Source organism: Nonomuraea africana, assembly GCF_014873535.1.
Lineage (GTDB): Bacteria > Actinomycetota > Actinomycetes > Streptosporangiales > Streptosporangiaceae > Nonomuraea > Nonomuraea africana.
In genome coordinates, this window is sequence record NZ_JADBEF010000001.1 from 826,348 (window position 1) to 843,814 (window position 17,467).

14 protein-coding genes are annotated in these 17,467 nt (G+C 71.3%); 9 read left to right on the forward strand and 5 right to left on the reverse strand.

What is annotated here, in order from left to right; translation table 11 throughout:
* Positions 1-28: 28 nt before the first annotated feature.
* From H4W81_RS03815 to sthA, 5 genes are all read left to right on the forward strand, one after another.
* On the forward strand, positions 29-2,863 hold the full coding sequence (locus tag H4W81_RS03815) for a glycoside hydrolase family 3 protein (RefSeq protein ID WP_318781502.1): 2,835 nt from the start codon (positions 29-31) through the stop codon (positions 2,861-2,863).
* Positions 2,860-3,963, forward strand: coding sequence for an MFS transporter (locus H4W81_RS03820; protein ID WP_192773498.1), 1,104 nt, complete (start codon positions 2,860-2,862; stop codon positions 3,961-3,963). Before H4W81_RS03815 ends, H4W81_RS03820 begins: the two co-directional genes overlap by 4 nt.
* A 40-nt stretch (positions 3,964-4,003) precedes the next feature.
* Positions 4,004-4,756, forward strand: a complete 753-nt coding sequence (locus H4W81_RS03825; RefSeq protein ID WP_192773499.1) for an SDR family NAD(P)-dependent oxidoreductase — start codon at positions 4,004-4,006, stop codon at positions 4,754-4,756.
* A 97-nt stretch (positions 4,757-4,853) separates the two neighbouring features.
* Positions 4,854-5,105 (forward strand): hypothetical protein, encoded by a 252-nt coding sequence (locus H4W81_RS03830; protein ID WP_192773500.1) that lies wholly within the window; start codon positions 4,854-4,856, stop codon positions 5,103-5,105.
* Positions 5,106-5,206: 101 nt separating this feature from the next.
* Positions 5,207-6,610: a Si-specific NAD(P)(+) transhydrogenase gene (gene sthA, locus H4W81_RS03835; protein WP_192773501.1), complete on the forward strand. Its 1,404-nt coding sequence runs from the start codon at positions 5,207-5,209 to the stop codon at positions 6,608-6,610.
* A 56-nt stretch (positions 6,611-6,666) separates the two neighbouring features.
* On the opposite strand, the gene H4W81_RS03840 is transcribed toward sthA, so the two are convergent.
* On the reverse strand, positions 6,667-8,016 hold the full coding sequence (locus tag H4W81_RS03840) for an alpha/beta hydrolase domain-containing protein (RefSeq protein WP_192773502.1): 1,350 nt from the start codon (positions 8,014-8,016) through the stop codon (positions 6,667-6,669).
* Positions 8,017-8,237: 221 nt separating this feature from the next.
* On the opposite strand from H4W81_RS03840, the gene H4W81_RS03845 reads away from it, so the two are divergent.
* Positions 8,238-8,618: a DnaJ family domain-containing protein gene (locus tag H4W81_RS03845; protein WP_192773503.1), complete on the forward strand. Its 381-nt coding sequence runs from the start codon at positions 8,238-8,240 to the stop codon at positions 8,616-8,618.
* Here H4W81_RS03845 and H4W81_RS03850 read toward each other — a convergent pair.
* From H4W81_RS03850 to H4W81_RS03860, 3 genes are read right to left on the reverse strand one after another with little or no spacing between them, the layout of a single operon-like run.
* On the reverse strand, positions 8,608-9,498 hold the full coding sequence (locus H4W81_RS03850) for a carbohydrate ABC transporter permease (protein WP_192773504.1): 891 nt from the start codon (positions 9,496-9,498) through the stop codon (positions 8,608-8,610). The genes H4W81_RS03845 and H4W81_RS03850 overlap by 11 nt on opposite strands.
* Positions 9,495-10,484, reverse strand: coding sequence for an ABC transporter permease (locus H4W81_RS03855; protein WP_420538711.1), 990 nt, complete (start codon positions 10,482-10,484; stop codon positions 9,495-9,497). The genes H4W81_RS03850 and H4W81_RS03855 overlap by 4 nt, the downstream gene beginning before the upstream one ends.
* The gene (locus tag H4W81_RS03860; RefSeq protein ID WP_318781503.1) at positions 10,477-12,129 is read right to left on the reverse strand and encodes an extracellular solute-binding protein; all 1,653 of its coding nucleotides are present in this window, start codon (positions 12,127-12,129) and stop codon (positions 10,477-10,479) included. The genes H4W81_RS03855 and H4W81_RS03860 overlap by 8 nt, the downstream gene beginning before the upstream one ends.
* Before the next feature lie 155 nt (positions 12,130-12,284).
* Between H4W81_RS03860 and H4W81_RS03865 the strand changes: the two genes are divergently transcribed.
* From H4W81_RS03865 to H4W81_RS03875, 3 genes are all read left to right on the forward strand, one after another.
* Positions 12,285-13,481 (forward strand): ROK family transcriptional regulator, encoded by a 1,197-nt coding sequence (locus H4W81_RS03865; RefSeq protein WP_225958445.1) that lies wholly within the window; start codon positions 12,285-12,287, stop codon positions 13,479-13,481.
* Positions 13,482-13,544: 63 nt separating this feature from the next.
* A complete protein-coding gene (locus H4W81_RS03870; RefSeq protein ID WP_192773505.1) occupies positions 13,545-15,413 on the forward strand; it encodes an ABC transporter transmembrane domain-containing protein in 1,869 nt (622 codons plus the stop codon).
* Positions 15,414-15,433: 20 nt separating this feature from the next.
* The gene (locus tag H4W81_RS03875) at positions 15,434-17,167 is read left to right on the forward strand and encodes an ABC transporter ATP-binding protein (protein WP_192773506.1); all 1,734 of its coding nucleotides are present in this window, start codon (positions 15,434-15,436) and stop codon (positions 17,165-17,167) included.
* Between the two features lie 3 nt (positions 17,168-17,170).
* Here H4W81_RS03875 and H4W81_RS03880 read toward each other — a convergent pair whose 3' ends face one another.
* A complete protein-coding gene (locus H4W81_RS03880; protein ID WP_192773507.1) occupies positions 17,171-17,386 on the reverse strand; it encodes an MbtH family protein in 216 nt (71 codons plus the stop codon).
* Positions 17,387-17,467 lie beyond the last annotated feature (81 nt).

Here is a 17,467-nt window from a genome sequence, read left to right on the forward strand (position 1 = left end):
ACGAGCCCTCTTAGTCCTTGCTCTCGTCGTGTCGTTATCGGCCTTCACGAGCGACCCGCCCGTCTACCAGGACCCGTCCAGGCCACTGGCCGAGCGGGTGGAGGACCTGCTCGGCAGGCTCACGCCCGACGAGAAGATCTCACTGCTGCACCAGTCGCAGGAGGCGATACCGCGCCTCGGCCTGCCGTACCACAAGAACGGGACCGAGGCCCTGCACGGCGTGGGCTGGTCGAACGACCACGGTGACGAGTGGAAGCAGAAGTTCGCCAGCGGCACGATCTTCCCGCAGGCCGTCGGCCTGGCCTCCACCTGGAACCCCGAGCTGATCAGGCAGGTCGGGACGGCCACCGGCGACGAGGTGCGCGGTTACGCGGCGGAGAACCCCGAGCTGTGGGGCACGCAGGTGTGGGCGCCGGTCGTCAACCTGCTGCGCGACCCGCGATGGGGGCGCAACGAGGAGGGCTACTCCGAGGACCCGCTGCTGACCGGCGCGATCTCGACCGCGTACGGCAAGGGCCTGTCGGGCGACGACCCGGTGTACCTGAAGACGGCTCCCGTGCTCAAGCACTACCTGGCCAACAACAACGAGTACCGGCGCTCCCTGACCTCCTCCAACCTGCCGCCCCGGGTCAAGCACGAGTACGACGAGGCCGCCTTCCGGCCCGCGATCAGCGCCGACGCCGCGACGGGGGTGATGGGCGCCTACAACCTGGTCAACGGCCGTCCCAACACCGTCAACCCGGACCAGGACGAGGTCGTGCGGACCTGGACCGACAAGGTGCTCTACAACGTCAGCGATGCGTGGGCGCCCCAGGCCCTCTACCAGGTCGAGAACTACTACCCGGACGAGCCGACGTCCTACGCCGCCACGCTCAGGGCCGGTCAGGACAGCTTCACCGTCGACGGCATGAACACCGCCCCGATGACCGCCTCCATCAAGACCGCGCTGGAGCGCGGCCTGATCACGCAGGCCGACATCGACACCGCGGTCCGGCACGTGCTGTCGATCAGGATCAGGCTCGGCCACGCCGACCCGGGCGGCGGGCCGTACGCGAAGATCACCAAGGAGGTCGTGGACTCGCCCGCGCACCGGGCGCTCAACCGGCGCACCGCCGCGGAGGCCCTGGTGCTGCTGCGCAACGACGGCAGGCTGCCGCTCGACCAGGGCCGCACCAGGTCGGTCGCCGTGGTCGGGCCGCTGCAGGACAAGCTCTACCGCGACTGGTACGGCGGCGCGCTGCCGTACCAGGTGACCCCGAAGCGGGGCCTGGCCGAGCGAGCGGCGGTGACCGGCCACGACGCGCTGGACCGCGTCGCGCTCAGGCACACCGCCACGGGCAAGTACGTCACCGCTCCCGCGGACCTCACGCAGGCCGTCACGGTGGGGCCCGACCGGACGGCCGCCGCGCAGTGGGACCTGACCGACTGGACGGGCGGCGTCTCCACGCTGCGCAACGCCGCCGGCGGCAAGCTGCTCACCGGCAACTGGGGCACCTTCCTGGCCAACTCCGACGACCCGGACGGCTGGTTCGTCCAGCAGCAGTTCCGCTTCGAGAAGCAGGGTGACGGCTCCTATCTGATCCAGTACGTGGGCTACGAGGTCAACGAGGGCTGGTGGTCGATCCCCGAGCACTACGTCACGGTCCGCGCGGACGGCACGCTGGCGATGGGCGCGAAGGCCGACGCGGCCCGCTTCACCATGGAGGTCGTCACCGACGGCGTGAAGCAGGCCGTCGAGGCGGCCAAGGGCGCGGACGCGGCGGTCGTCGTGGTGGGCAGCCATCCGTTCGTGGCCGGGCGTGAGAGCCACGACCGGGCCGACCTGACCCTCGGCGCCTCCCAGTTGCGGCTGATCGAGGCCGTGCAGCAGGCCAACCCGAACACGGTCGTGGTGCTGGAGACCGGCTATCCGGTGACGGTCGAGGCCAAGGCGCTGCTGTGGACCACGCACGCGGGCCCCGAGACGGGACACGCGGTGGCCGACGCGATCTTCGGCGCGGTCAACCCCGGCGGACGGCTCACCCAGACGTGGTACCGCTCGGGCGACCTGCCCGACATCCTCGACTACGACATCACCAAGACCGGGATGACCTACCTCTACCACCGGGGCGATCCGCTCTACGCCTTCGGCCACGGCCTGTCCTACACGACGTTCGGCTACCAGGGGCTGAAGGTCACCAAGGACGGGCAGGTCAGCGTCAAGGTCACCAACACGGGGTCGCGGGCGGGCGACGAGGTCGTCCAGCTCTACACCCACCAGCAGCGCTCGCGCGTCGTCCAGCCGGTCAAGCAGCTGCGCGGCTTCCAGCGGATCTCGCTGCGGCCGGGCGAGACCCGCGAGGTGCGGTTCACGCTGAAGAAGGCGGACCTGGCGCTCTGGGACGTCACCAGGGGCAGGTGGACGGTCGAGACCGCCACCCATGACGTGCTGGTCGGCGGCTCCTCCTCGGCGATCAGGCAGCGCGCGACCCTCCAGGTCGAGGGGGAGCGGATCCCGCCGCGCGAGCTGTCGAAGCCGACGAGGGCGATCGACTTCGACGACTACCAGGGTGTGGAGCTGGTCGACTTCAGCAAGGAGCGCGGTGAGGCCGTGGGCGGCGCGGCCGGGGACTGGCTCGCCTTCCGGGACGCCAGGCTGGGCGGCGCCTTCACGGCCGAGGTGGCCTCCGTGACCGGCGGCTCGATCGAGGTGCGGCTCGGCTCGCCCTCGGGGAGGCTGCTCGGCACGCTCGAAGCCCCTGCGACGGGTGATGTCTACACATACGCTACGGCCATGACACCGATCACTCCGGTCCGTGGCGTCCACGACGTCTACCTCGTCTTCACCGGCGACATCAGGGTCGGCACGTTCCGGCTCGCATGACGCTGGCCAGGCTCGTCGCGGTCTGCGCGGTCTGGGGCGTCTTCTGGGGGTCGTGGTCGGCGCTGCTGCCGGCCGTACAGGCCCAGGTCGGCGCCACCACCGCCGACCTCGGGCTGGCGCTGGCCGGGGTGCCGGTGGGCGCCATCCCCGCGATGGCGCTCACCGGCCGCCTGGTCAGGGGGCGGGAGCGGCTCGCCCTCGCCCTCGCCACCGCGCTGTTCGCGCTGGCGGCGGCGGGCATCGGGCTGGTCACGACCCCGCTCGCGCTGGGCCTGGCCCTGGTCGGGCTCGGCGCGACGAGCGGCGCCCTCGACATCGCACTCAACACCGCCACCGGCAGGGCCGAGCGCGAGTCGGGCGGCAGGCTCTTCCAGCCCGTGCACGCCGCCTTCCCGGTCGCCGTGATCGTGGCGGCGCCCGCCACGGGGCTGGCCCGCTCTCTGGGGTACGGCCCGGCGCAGGTGCTGGCCGTCGTCGCCGTCCTGGTGCTGGCCTGCGCGGTGCTGGCGCTCGGCCTGCCGCTCGGCAGGGGCGTGCAGCCGGTGGCGGAGAGCAGGCCGAAGGGGGCCTGGAAACATGCCGCCCTGCTCGGCGCGCTGGCCGCGGGCACGCTGGTCATCGAGAACTCCGTCGAGCAGTGGTCGGTCCTGCTGATGGAGGACTACCGGGCGGCGCCCACGCTGCTGGCCAGCGCCGCGCCCGCCGCCTACATGGCCGCGCTCACCGCGGGCCGCCTGACGGCGCAGGCCTTCCCCAGGCTCGGGCTGGGCCCGCTGTACGTGCTGGCGGGGTTCGGCGGCGGTGGCGGGATCGTGCTGGCGGGGCTGGCCCCGACGGCCTTGCTGTCGCTAGCCGGTTTCGCGCTCACCGGCCTGGCGCTCGGGCCGCTGCTGCCCGCGATGCTCAGCAGGGCGGCGGTCGGCGACGAGAACGGGACGCTGGTCACGGCGGTCTCGACGATCTCCTACGCCGGGTTCGTCCTGAGCCCGCTGCTGGTCGCGGGGCTGAGCGCGGCCTTCTCGTTGCCCGTGGCGCTGGCGTTGCTCGGCGTGCTGGCCGTGCCGCTGCTCTTCGGATATTTGACCGATCGTTCTCGTTAGGGCATATTCAAGACCACTCGTTCTAGATAGGAGTGGTCTCATGCGTTTCAACGGCAAGGTCGCGCTCGTCACCGGTGGCGGTTCGGGCATCGGGCGGGCCACCGCCCAGGCGTTCGCGGCCGAAGGGGCCACGGTCGTGGTCGCGGGACGCGGCGCCGAGTCGTTGACCGAGACGGTGAAGCTGATCGAGCACGCCGGTGGCGCGGCGAGCCACGTGGTCGCCGACGTGAGCACCTCGGACGGCGCGGCGGCGATGGTCGCGCACGCCGTCGCCAGGCACGGCCGCCTCGACGTCGCCTTCAACAACGCGGGCGTCTTCGCCGGCGGAGCGGTCACCGACCTGGACGAGGAGACGTGGGCGCGCGTCATGAACGCGAACGTGACCAGCGTGTGGCTGTCGATGAAGCACGAGATCGAGCACATGCGCCGCAACGGCGGCGGCGTCATCGTGAACACCGCCTCCAACCTGGGCGCGCACAAGCGCTACGGCGGCATGGCGGCCTACATCGCCTCGAAGGCGGCGGTGAGCGCGCTGACCAAGGCCGCGGCGCTGGAGTACATCGCCGAGGGCGTGCGCGTCAACGCCGTGAGCCCCGGCGCCTCGGCGACCGCGATGTCCCTGCGCCCCGGCGAGAGCGCGGAGGAGCGCGACGAGCGGATGCGGTCCGCGCTGCCGGTGGGCAGGGTGGGCAGGCTGGAGGAGATCGCGGCGGCCGTGCTCTACCTCGCCTCAGCCGAGGCGGGATTCACCGTCGGCACCGACCTGGTGGTGGACGGCGGCGCCACGCTCTAGCCGCGGCGGTAGATCGTCGGCCAAGACTTCGGCGCAGCCGCGCACGCCGCCCGTCCCTGGGTATCTCCGCTGGAGTATCCCTGATCGGAGGAGCGACATGGCCGTCTGCGAAGTATGCGGCAACGACTACGACATGAGTTTCGAGGTGCACGCCCAGGGCGCGGTGCACACCTTCGACTCCTTCCAGTGCGCCATCCAGGCGATGGCGCCCATCTGCGAGCACTGCGGTCAGAAGATCATCGGGCATGGTGTCGAGGCGGAGCGGCGCTGGTACTGCTGCGCCCACTGCGCCCGCCAGGAGGGGGCGACGGCGATCGTCGACAGGGTGATGGCCGGGACGTCCGCCTAGCACCTGGTGTGATCGGCGCCGTTCTCTCAGGCGTTCCCGCGTGTTGCAATGGAGCTGCCGGCCGGACCGCCGGCGGTCCATCGGCTGGGAGGCCTGCACCGATGTACGACTTCGATCTCCTCGCGCTCGGGTCGGGTCCGGGCGGGCAGAAGGCCGCCATCGCCGCCGCCAAGCTCGGCAGGCGCACCGCGGTCGTCGAGAAGACGCACATGCTGGGCGGGGTCTGCATCAACACCGGCACGATCCCGTCCAAGACGCTGCGCGAGGCCGTCCTCTACCTCACCGGCCTCAACCAGCGGGAGCTGTACGGCGCCAGCTACCGGGTGAAAGAGGAGATCACCGTCGCCGACCTGGGGATGCGCACCCAGCACGTCATGGGGCGCGAGATCCAGGTCATCCGCAGCCAGCTGGCCCGCAACCACGTCACCCTGCTGCGGGGGACGGGCCGCTTCCTCGACGCGCACACCATCGGCGTCACCGGCGAGGAGGAGCGGAAGGTCACGGCCGAGAAGATCGTGATCGCCACCGGCACGTCGCCCGCCCGGCCCTCCACCGTGGAGTTCGACGACCGCACGGTCATCGACTCCGACGCGATCCTGCACCTCGACCGGGTCCCCGAGACCATGGTCGTCGTCGGGGCGGGGGTCATCGGCATCGAGTACGCCTCGATGTTCGCCGCGCTCGGCGCCAAGGTGACCGTGGTGGAGCGCCGCGAGCGCATGCTGGAGTTCTGCGACCTCGAGATCGTCGAGGCGCTCAAATACCACCTGAGGGACCTGGCCGTCACCTTCCGCTTCGGCGAGAGCGTCGCCGCCGTCGAACGGCGGCCGCGCGGGGCGCTGACCGTCCTGGAGAGCGGCAAGAAGATCCCGGCCGACTGCGTCATGTACTCGGCGGGCCGCCAGGGCAAGACCGCCGAGCTCTGCCTGGAGGCCGCGGGCCTGTCCGCCGACGAGCGCGGCCGGATCAAGGTCGACTCCAACTACGCCACCCCCGTCCCGCACATCTACGCCGTCGGCGACGTGATCGGCTTTCCCGCGCTGGCGGCCACCTCCATGGAGCAGGGACGGCTCGCCGCCCAGCACGCCTGCGGCGAGCCCGTCGCCGACCTGAGCGAGCTGCAGCCGATCGGGATCTACACCATCCCCGAGATCAGCTTCGTCGGGAAGTCGGAGGACGAGCTGACCCGCGACCGGATCCCGTTCGAGGTGGGCATCTCCCGCTACCGGGAGCTGGCGCGGGGCCAGATCATCGGCGACTCGTACGGCATGCTCAAGTTGCTGGTCTCCTCCGAGGACAGGCGGCTGCTCGGGGTCCACGTGTTCGGCACCGGCGCCACCGAGCTGGTGCACATCGGGCAGACCGTGATGGGCTGCGGGGCGACGGTCGACTACCTGGTCAACGCGGTGTTCAACTACCCGACGCTGGCCGAGTCCTACAAGGTCGCCGCCCTCGACGCCATGAACAAGATGCGCGCCATCGCCAGGCTGACCGCCGAGATGTGACCCTCGCCCTCGACGGGCCCGCCGCGGGCGTGGGGCCACCAGGTGTACCGCCGCCGTTAGCAGGGGTCGATCGCGACGAAGTTGTCGTAGTGGCCGCGGTAGGTCTGCGTGAAGGTGAGCGGCGGGCACAGCGCGGCGCGGGCGCGCATCTCCTCGGCGTCCCTCGGCAGGATGTAGCCGGCCTCGGCATGGTCGGAGAGCCTGCGACGGAACGCCTCGCGATACCGGGCATGGCTGCCGAAGCCGAGTTCCGCGATGCTCCTGACCCTGTCGTAGCTTCCCAGGAAGCCCCTTGTGTACCTGGCCTCGCCCAGCTCGACGAACGGCAGGCGGGGAACCCGCCGGCCGTGGACGTCCACCGCGATCGCGTGCCCGTTCGTGTCGCGGGCGATGCCGGTCCCGCCGGTCGTCCGCAGGTGGTAACTCGCGGGGGGCTGCGAGCCACGCCGTACCCAGCGGTCGCCCTGCAGGAAGTGCGCGCGCAGGGCGGGCTCGTAGGAGGCCGGCGTCGTCCTGTTGGAGAAGAACGGGATGTCCGGAGGGTCGGCGACGTGCGGAGTGCCGGCGACCTGGTAGAAGCGGTACCGGTCAGGGACGAGGCGGCGGTCGATGAGCGCGCTCGACGCGTCGGCCTCCGAGTTGAGGACGATGAGCTTGCCGCGGAAGCGGCCACTGCGGAGAGCCGGCTGCGGATCGGGCTCTTCGGTGAGGAAGGGGAGCGCGAAGTCGAACACCTTGCTCGCGCGACCCGAAATGATCAGGTCCATCAGGGGAGTGGACGCGTCGGAGAATCCGCTCGCGTACCGCCGGGCCACCTTGCCGAGCATCTTCTTGGCCTGCCAGTCCACTGCCAGGGCACGGGCGAACGCCACGATGATCTCGTTGTCGGTCCGCCCGCCGCCCTCGGCGACCCCGCCCGCGATGAAGACGTCGGGAACCGTGGGGTCGAGGATGCGCTTGTCCCGGCCGGGTCCGAACGTGGCCGTGCTCCAGCCGATCCCGGCATGGGCGAATCCGCGCCCGAAGAGAAAGCGCGGTCGGAGGTAGATGTCGCGCACGCCGAGCCCGATGGCGAAGTGAGAGGGCTCGACCAGGACCGTCCGGTTCCCGTGGCGCGGGTCCTGGGCCGCCGTGATCTGGTACGGCACGCGGAAGGCGCCCGTGGAGGTCTGGCCCTCGAACACCCCCGAGTACCGGACGTAGCGCACCCCTTCGAAGGTCCCGATCGGCGTGACGCGCGGCGGCAGCAGCCGGTCGACACCCGGCGTGACACTCGCAGGTGCCTCGTTCTCGCGGTTCGTCCCCCTGTCGTCCGCGACCGCGCCACCGGACCACCCCGCAGGGGAGATCAGGGCGACGACGGTGGCGAGAGCGAGCACGCGGGAGAGCCCGAAACGTGTCTTCATAGGATCTCCTTCCTGTGGCCGGTCCCGGCGAGGACGGCCTGGTGCGACGCTAGGTCGCAGGTCGGCGGCCGTCGTGGGGGCACGCCCGCGCTCGTCGCCAATACCGCGCCAAGATTGCGCCCGCCCGGCTGGCACGGCGTTTACCGGCCGTCTCCGTCCGAGGGGGCGGGCAGGTCGCGTGTCAGGATGGTGGTGTCCCTTGAGACGCGGGAGGAACGCCCATGACCGATCGCTTCGAGACGTTGATCGACAGGCAGATCCGCGAAGCGCAGGAGCGCGGCGAGTTCGACAACCTGCCGGGCGCGGGGAAGCCGATCCCCGACCGGAACGAGGCCGCCGACGAGCTGTGGTGGGTCAAGCGGAAGCTGGCCGAGGAGAACCTCTCCATGCCGCTGCCGCCCACCCTCGCCCTGCGCAAGGAGGCCTACGCCGCCCTCGCCAAGGCGCGCGAGACCACCACGGAGGCCGAGGTCAGGCGCATCCTCGAAGAGATCAACGAGAAGATCATCGAGGGCAACCGCAAGGCGATGTCGGGGCCGCCGCTCAACCTGATGCCCTACGACATCGAGGAGTTCCTGGACGAGTGGCGCCTCACCCCTTGACGGCCCCGATGATCACGCCCTTGGTGAAGTGCTTCTGCACGAACGGGTAGACCAGCAGGACGGGCAGCAGCGCCACCACCACGATCGACATCTTGATCGCCAGGTCGGGCGGCAGCGCGCGGCCGGCGATCGTGGTGTCCCCGCCCTGGCCGACGAACATCGACTGCCCCTGCAGCACGTACTGCCTGAGCACCATCTGCAGGGGCCACTTGGCGTTGTCGTTGAGGTAGAGGACGGCGTCGAAGAAGTTGTTCCAGTACCCCACGGCGTACAGCATGGCGATCACCGCCGTGACGCCCTTCGACATCGGCAGCACGATCCTGCGCAGGACGGTGAACTCGCTCGCCCCGTCGATGCGCGCGCTGTCCATGACCTCATGCGGGATGCTCATGAAGAAGGCCCGCATCACCACCAGGTTGAAGGCCGCGACCGCGCCGGGCAGGATGAGCGCCCAGTAGGAGTCGATCAGCCCGATCGAGCTGACCAGCAGGTACTTGGGGATGATCCCGGGACTGAACAGGAAGGTCAGCAGCACCAGGAACAGCAGCGGCCGGTGCAGCACCGAGCCCGGCCGTGACAGGCCGTAGGCGGCCAGCGCGGTGACCGTGACGCTGAGCAGCGTGCCCACGACGGTGATGCCGACGCTGACCATCGCCGCCCTGCTGACCACGCCGCCGGAGAACAGCTCCCGGTAGGCGCCGAGGGACAGCTCGCCCGGCACGGTCACCAGGCCGCCCGCCCTCGCCACCGCCTCCTGGGTGGACAGGCTGGTCAGCACGACCATGTAGAGGGGGAACAGCACGCCGGCCGCGATGGCGGTGAGGATCGTCCCCTTCGCCAGCCGGCCGAGCTTGGAGGGCTTCTCTTCCCAGGCATTCATGATCGCTTGTAGATTCCCTGCTCGCCGAAGCGGTGGGCCACCTTGTTGGCCACCAGGATGAGGATCAGGCCGACCAGTCCCTTGACCAGTCCGGCGGCCGCGCCGTAGCTCCACTCGCCGGTCAGCATGGTGCGCCAGTAGACGAAGGTGTCGAGCACCTCGGCGGCGTCGCGGCCGACCGCGTCACGCTGGAGGAAGAACTGTTCGAAGCCGACGTTCAGCGCGTCGCCCAGCCTGAGGATGAGCAGCAGGACGACCACGGGACGCAGCCCGGGCAGCGTGATGTGCCACAGGCGGCGCCAGCGGGAGGCGCCGTCGACGGCCGAGGCCTCGTAGAGGTTCTGGTCGATGGCGGCCAGCGCGGCCAGGAAGATGATCATTCCCCAGCCGGCGTCCTTCCACACCGTCTCGGCGGTCACCAGTATCAGGAAGGTGTCGGGGTTGGTCATGATGTCAACGCCCTGGTAGCCGTTGGCGCGCAGGGTCTGCGCCAGCAGCCCGGCCCCGCCGAACATCTGCTGGAACAGCGTGACGACCAGCACCCAGGAGAAGAAGTGCGGCAGGTAGACGATGTTCTGGATGAGCATCCGCAGCCGCCTGCTGACGACGCTGTCCAGCAGGATCGCCAGCGCGATCGGCACGGGGAAGTAGAAGACCAGCTGGAAGGCCGTGATGAGCAGGGTGTTGAGCGTCGCCTGCCAGAAGCTCTCGTCGATCAGCAGCCACTGGAAGTTGGCCAGGCCGACCCACGGGCTGTCCTTGATGCCCACGTAGGGCGAGTAGTCCTGGAAGGCGATCACGTTGCCGAGCAGCGGCACGTAGTGGAACAGCAGCAGCAGCCCGATGGCCGGGACCACCATCAGCAGCAGCTGCCAGTCGCGCCGCAGCCTGACTCCCAGGGTCGACGCCTTGCGAGGGTGGCTCCCGGCGCCTGCGGGCGAGGTCAGCTCGCCCGCGGGCCCGGAGCGTTCGGCCTGCTCAAGCACGGCCGTTGTCCCGCAGGACCTTCATGTAGAACTCGCGCGCCTCGTCGCCGCCGTCGCGCTTCCACTCGGTCACGATCTGCTTGACGTCGCTGACGGGACGGCGCCCGCGCATGATGTCGGTGAACTTGTCCTCGGTCGGCACCTGCAGACCCGAGTACTTGGAGGGGCGCTGCACCCTGATCCCGTCGAAGGGGGTCTTCTCGATGTACTGGAAGGTGGCGTTCTGCCACTCGATGTTGGCCTTGGCCGCCTCGGGGAAGGGCCAGTCGACGTACAGCGGGCGGCCGCCGAGGAAGCCGTAGGTGTAGGCGACCTCCTTGGTGCCGAGGTCGGTGAGCTTGGGGACGCCGGACGAGTCGAGGTCGAAGTGCTTGCCCTTGACGCCGAAGTACGACAGCTCGTACTCCTTGGTCCCGTACGGCGCCGCGCACCAGTTCAGGATCGACAGCAGCTCCTCGACCTGCGCCTTGGGCAGCCCCTTCCGGATGAAGGTGAAGATCCCCGCGGCGTTGTTGTGGTACATGATCGGCCTTCCGCCGTCGTGCGCGAACACGGGGAAGGGGTTCAGCGCGAACGACGGGTTCTTGGGCGTGTGCTGTTGCAGCAGCTCCTTCCAGGCGCCGAGGCCGTCGCGGTAGATCAGGATCTTGCCCGCGCCGATGAGCTCCTTCTCGTTGGCGCTCTTGCTGCCGGCCACGTCGGGGTGGACGAGCTCCTCGGTGTAGAGCTTGCGCATCCACGCCAGCATGAGCTCGAACTCGGGCGTCTCGTACTTGTGCACGAGCTTGCCGCCCTCGAGGCGCCACTCCTGGGGCACCTTGAAGATCGGCCAGGCCATCTCGTGGATGGCGCCGAAGGCCCACCGGTTGGCCTTGGGGTCGGTGATCTCCTTGCCGAGCTGGTAGAGCTCCTCGGCGTTCTTCGGGTTCTGGTTCCAGCCGTTCTTGTCGAACAGGTCCTTGCGGAAGAGCAGCGCGTAGGGGTACGGCTCGGTGGGGAAGGGGACGGCCATGAGCTTGCCGTTCCACACCGACCACTGCCAGGCGGCCGTGGGCAGGTTGGCCAGCAGCGCGTACGGCTTGGCCTTGTCGCCCTGCAGGTAGGGGGTGAGGTCCTCGAAGGCCTTGTCGACGGCGGTGTTGAAGTCCGCCATCTTGTCGATCTCCCAGCTCGGGATGACCATGAGCTCGGGCAGGTCGCCCGAGGCCAGGCGGGCGATGGCCTTGTCGGCGTAGGTCATGCCGTCGGCGATCTGGAACTCCACCGTCGCGCCGATGTCGGCGTTGACGGCCTGGAAGTAGGAGTTGTCGTCCAGCCCGGGCGGTGGCGGACCCCACAGCGGGGTCATCGCCTTGTAGGAGCCGCCCTTGCCCGCCTTCTGGGTGAGGGCCGCCGCGGGGTTGGCGGGGTAGCTCGTGAAGCCGCCGCTGATGTCGGGCACGCCCGGCAGCGTGGAGACGGTGCCCGGAATGTCGGGCTTGACTCCCGCGAACGGGACGTAGGTCGGGGTCAGCGTCTTGAGCTTGTCCGCCGCCGCCGCGGTCGCACCTCCCGTGCCGGGCCTGGGGGTGCTCGGGGTCGCGCAGCCGGCCAGGGCCAGGGCGCTCATGCCCACCAGCCCGAGGAATCCGCGGCGAGTGGTCACGGCGTGCTCCCTCCATGTAGGATTAGTTCGTCTGATAGCCAAACAAATTAGTCCAGTGACACCGCTCCCACAAGGGAAAGGGGTCACGGGTTGGTGAACGGGCGCCGACTTGCGGCATGATGGGCCTGCCTGGCCGATCGGGAACGGGGCTGATCTTGATCACTTCCTCAGCGGGCCCGCGGCCCGCCGACTTCGCCGACGTCCGAGCGACCAACCTGGCCGTCGTGCTGAGGTACGTGCGGGACCACGCGCCCTGCTCGAGGGCCGACATCGCCGCCTCGACCGGGCTCAACAAGGCGACGGTGTCCAGCCTGGTCGCCGACCTCATCGACCGCAGGCTCGTGCGCGAGATCGGCCTCACGGAGAACCGCGTGGGACGGCCCGCCACGATGCTGGTGCTCGACGGCTCGCCGTACGCGTCCATCGGCCTCGAGGTCAACGTCGACTACCTCACCGCGGTAGCCGTGGACCTGTCGGGGGAGCGGCTGCTGTCGTGGCGGCGCGCCTTCCCCGGCGCCACGGCCACCCCGGCCCAGGCCGTCGCCGCGGTCGCCGCGCTCACCAGGCGCGTGGTCACCCGCATGACGAGGGACCAGCGGCAGGTGCTCGGGGTGGCGGTGGCCGTACCCGGCCTGATCGGCACCGACGGCACGGTCAGGGTGGCGCCCAACCTCGGCTGGCGCGAGGTCGACCTCGCGGGCGACCTCGCCAAGGCGCTGCGCGACCCCGGCTTCCCCATCCAGGTCGAGAACGACGCCAACCTGGCGGTCCTCGCCGAGCACCGCTTCGGGCCGCTCGGCGGCACACCCAACCTGGTCTACCTGACCGGCGAGGTCGGCGTCGGCGCGGGCGTCATCCTCGACGGCCGGCTGCGCCGCGGCGGCCAGGGCTTCAGCGGCGAGATCGGGCACATCCAGATCGACCCGCGGGGGCCGGCGTGCCGCTGCGGCCGTATGGGATGCCTGGAGGCGGTCGCCGGCATCGGCGTGTTCGTCTCGGCCACCGACCCCGCCGAGGTGGAGTCGGAGATCGACGAGGTCGTCCGCAGGGCGAAGGCGGGCGACGCGGCGACCCTCGACAAACTCGCGAGCGTCGGCCGCCACCTCGGCAGGGGCATCGCGATCGCGGCCAACCTGCTCGACCCCGAGGCGGTGATCCTGGGCGGCTACTACGTGCCTCTCGCCCCGTGGCTCCTTCCCGCCGCCACGGAGGAGGCACGGGCGCTGAGCATCGCCGCCGACTTCGGCGGCTGCGAGATCGTCGCCTCCACCCTCGGGTACGGCGCCGCCGCCCTGGGCGGAGCGGCGCGCGTGCTCGACTCGGTCGACTCGGGACGCCTGCCCTCCCCATGACCCGGTCATTAGGTTAGGCTTACCTTATATTTGCCTAGCCTTCACGACCGGAGGGACGAGGAAGTGTCCATCAATGGCCGTGACGTCCTGCGGCGCGCCATCACCGGGCAGTGGAAGCAGTCGGCGGCGGGCGCCCTGCTCGCCGCCGGGCACCAGACCGGTGAAGCACTCGTCCCCGTGCTGGTCGGCGTGGTCATCGACGAGGCCATCTCGCCGGGCGACGGCGGCGCGCTCCTGCTCTGGATCGCCGCGCTCGCCGTCGTCTTCGCGGGGCTCTCCTCCAGCTACCGCTTCAGCTTCCGCGCCGCCGAACGGGCCTCCGAGCAGGCCGCGCACCGGCTGCGGATCGAGCTGACCGAGCGGGTCCTCGAGCCCAGGGGCGGGGCGGAGACCGGGCGGCTGCCCGGCGAGCTGGTCACCGTCGCCACATCCGACGCCAAGCGGGTCGGCGCGGTGAACGTCGCCATGGCCGCCGCGGTGGCGGCCCTCGCGGGCCTGCTCGCGGGAGGCGTCGCGCTGCTGCGGGTCTCGGTCCCGCTGGGGCTGCTCGTCCTGCTCGGCATCCCGCCGCTGCTGATGCTGGCGCACCTGCTGGGCAAGCCGCTCGAACGGCGCAGCGGCGCCGAGCAGGAGCGCGCCGCCCGCGCCTCGGGCGTCGCCGCCGACCTGATCGCCGGGCTGCGGGTGCTCAAGGGCATCGGCGCCGAGCGCGCGGCGGTCGAGAGGTATCGCCTCACCAGCAGGGACGCCCTGGCCGCCACCCTGCGGGCGGCTCGCGCGCAGGCCTGGCACGACGGCGGCATGCTCGTGCTGACCGGAGTGTTCATCGCCGTGGTCGCGCTGCTCGGCGGGCGCCTCGCCGCGCAGGGCGACATCAGCGTCGGCCAGCTGGTGGCGGCGGTGGGCCTCGCGCAGTTCCTGCTCACCCCGCTGTCGATCCTGGCCTGGGCCAACGGCGAGTTAGCCCAGGGCAGGGCGTCGGCGGCGCGGATCGCCTCCGTGCTGTCCTCGCCGCCCGCGGTCACGGGCGGCTCCGACGCCCCGTCGCGCCCGGTGAGGGGCGCGATCGCGCTGCGCGAGGTCTCGTACGGCGCGCTGCGGGGGGTCAGCTTCGAGGCCGCGCCGGGCGAGCTGCTCGGGGTCGTGACGAGGGACGCGGCGGCGGCTCACGCGCTGCTGCGGGTGCTCGGCAGGGCCGCCGACCCGGACTCGGGGGTGGTCGAGCTGGACGGCGTGCCGTTGACCCGCCTCGAGCCCGCGGAACTGCGGCGCGCGATCGTGGTCGCCGACCACGACGCCGACCTGTTCGAGGGCACCCTGCTCGACAACATCACCGCCGCTGCCTCCAAGCCGCCCGAGTGGTCCTCTCTGTCCCCCGATCCCACGGTCTTCGAGGTGACGGTCCCTGAGACCGCGGCCCCTGAGACCGCGGCCCCTGAGACCGCGGCCCCTGAGACCGCGGCCCCTGAGACCGCGGCCCCTGAGACCACCGCCCCCGGCGCGACGGTCCTCGAGACGAGCGATCCCGAGACATTGGCCGGAGTCGGGCGGGCGATGGCGGCGGCCGCGGCTGACGAGGTCGCCGCCGCGCTGCCGTACGGCGAGCTGACCCCGCTGACCGAGCGGGGCCTGTCGCTGTCGGGCGGCCAGCGCCAGCGCGTGGCGCTGGCCCGCGCGCTGGCCGCGGACCCGCCCGTGCTGGTCCTGCACGACCCCACCACGGCCGTCGACGCGGCCACCGAGGCGAGGATCGCCGAGGGCATCAGGGCCGTCCGCGAAGGGCGTACGACGATCATGGTGGTCACCAGCCCCGCCCTGCTGGCCGCAGCCGACCGCGTGGTGTTCGTGGACGGCGGCGGCCCGCTCGCCCACGGAACCCACGCCGAGCTCGTCCACGACCACGACGCCTACCGGGCCACGGTCCTGACATGAGTGCCACGAGGAGAGCGCCGATGGCGACGACCGAGGACCGCGAGCTGCTGCCCACCGCGACCGGGGCCCAGACCTGGGCGGCGGTGCGCGAGCTGGCCCGCCCCCACCGGCTGACGGCCCTCGGCGGCTTCGCCGTGCTGGTCGCGGCGACGGCGGTCGGCCTGCTGACCGCCCCCGTGCTGGGCCACATCATCGACCTGGTCAGCCAGGGACGTCCGGCCTCCGCGATCACCACCCCGGTCGTCTGGCTCGCGGCGATCGCGGTCGGGCACGGCGTGGCGACCGCGATCGGCGTCTCCCTGATCGCCAGGCTCGGCGAGGGCATGCTGGCCACGCTGCGTGAACGCTTCGTGGACACCGCCCTGCGGCTGCCCCTCGACCAGCTGGAGCGCGCCGGCTCCGGCGACCTGACCTCCCGCGTCACCGGCGACGTCTCGGTGATCACCAACGCGGTCCGCGACGCGCTCCCCGCGCTGGCCCGCTCGGTGCTGACGATCGGGCTCACGCTGGTCGGCCTGGCCGTCCTCGACTGGAGGTTCCTGCTGGTCGCGCTGCTGGCCGCGCCGATCCAGATCCACACGCTGCGCTGGTACGCGGGCCGCGCCGTCCCGCTGTACGCCGCGCAGCGCGTCGCCGTCGGCGCCCAGCAGCAGCAACTGCTCGGCACGGTCGGCGGCGCGTCCACCGTGCGGGCGTTCGGGCTCGCCGACCGGCACGTGGAGCTGGTCGCGACCAGGTCCTCGGCGGCGGTGGACCTCGTGCTGCGCGGCGCCAGGCTGGTGACCAGGTTCTACGCCCGGCTCAACCTCGCCGAGTTCGTCGGGCTGTCCGCGGTGCTGGTGACGGGTTTCCTGCTGGTGCGCGGCGGCTGGGTGAGCATCGGCACGGCAGGCGCCGCCGCCCTCTACTTCCACAGCCTGTTCACCCCGATCAACGTCGCTCTCGGGCTGGCCGACGACGCCCAGGCGGCGGGCGCGGGCCTGGCGAGGCTGGTCGGGGTGGTCGGCGCCGCGGCCGAGCCCGCTCCCGCGCTCGCCTCGGGGGCGGCCGCCGAGGTCGGCGTCCGTGGTGTCGGCTACTCCTACCGGAGCGGCCATCCCGTGCTGCGCGAGGTGGACCTCGACCTCGCGGCGAAGGAGACGGTCGCCCTGGTCGGCGCCAGCGGCGCGGGCAAGACCACGCTGGCCAAGCTCATCGCGGGCATCCACCGGCCGAGCAGCGGCTCGATCACCGTGGACGGCCCCGGCCGCTCGGTCGCCCTGGTCACGCAGGAGGTGCACGTGTTCGCCGGCCCGCTCGCCGACGACCTCAGACTGGCCAGGCCCGGCGCGAGCGACGACGAGCTGGCCGAGGCCCTCGAGCTGGTGGGGGCGCTGGCCTGGGCGCGGGCGCTGCCCGACGGGCTCGACACCGTCGTCGGCGAGAGCGGGCACCGGCTCACCGCCGCGCAGGCCCAGCAGCTGGCCCTGGCCCGGCTGGTGCTGGCAGATCCGCCCGTGGTCGTCCTGGACGAGGCCACGGCTGAGGCGGGCAGCGCGGGGGCGAGGGCGCTGGAGGCGTCGGCGGCCGCCGCGATCGAGGGCAGGACCGCGCTCGTCGTCGCACACCGCCTCACCCAAGCGGCCTCGGCCGACCGCGTCGTGCTGCTCGACGAGGGACGGGTCGCCGAGACCGGCACGCACGACGAGCTCGTACGTGCCGGCGGGCGCTACGCGGCACTGTGGGCGGCCTGGTCGGGCCACCGCACGCCGTAGGAGTCAGTCGGTTCCCATGGCCTCGACGAGGCTGCGGGGCCGCAGGTCGGTCCAGTTCCGCTCGACGTACTCGAGGCAGGCATCGCGGGCGTCCTCCCCGAACACCACCTCCCATCCGGCGGGCACCTCGGCGAAGGACGGCCAGAGCGAGTGCTGGCCCTCGTCGTTGACCAGCACCAGAAAGCGGCCCTCAGGGTCCTCGAACGGGTTGGTGCTCATGTGTCGCTCCTTGTCATGGGCGTCAGGGTCGTCTCGGTCGTCAGAGTGATCTCGGTGCCAGTGGGTCTGGATCGTCAGGAT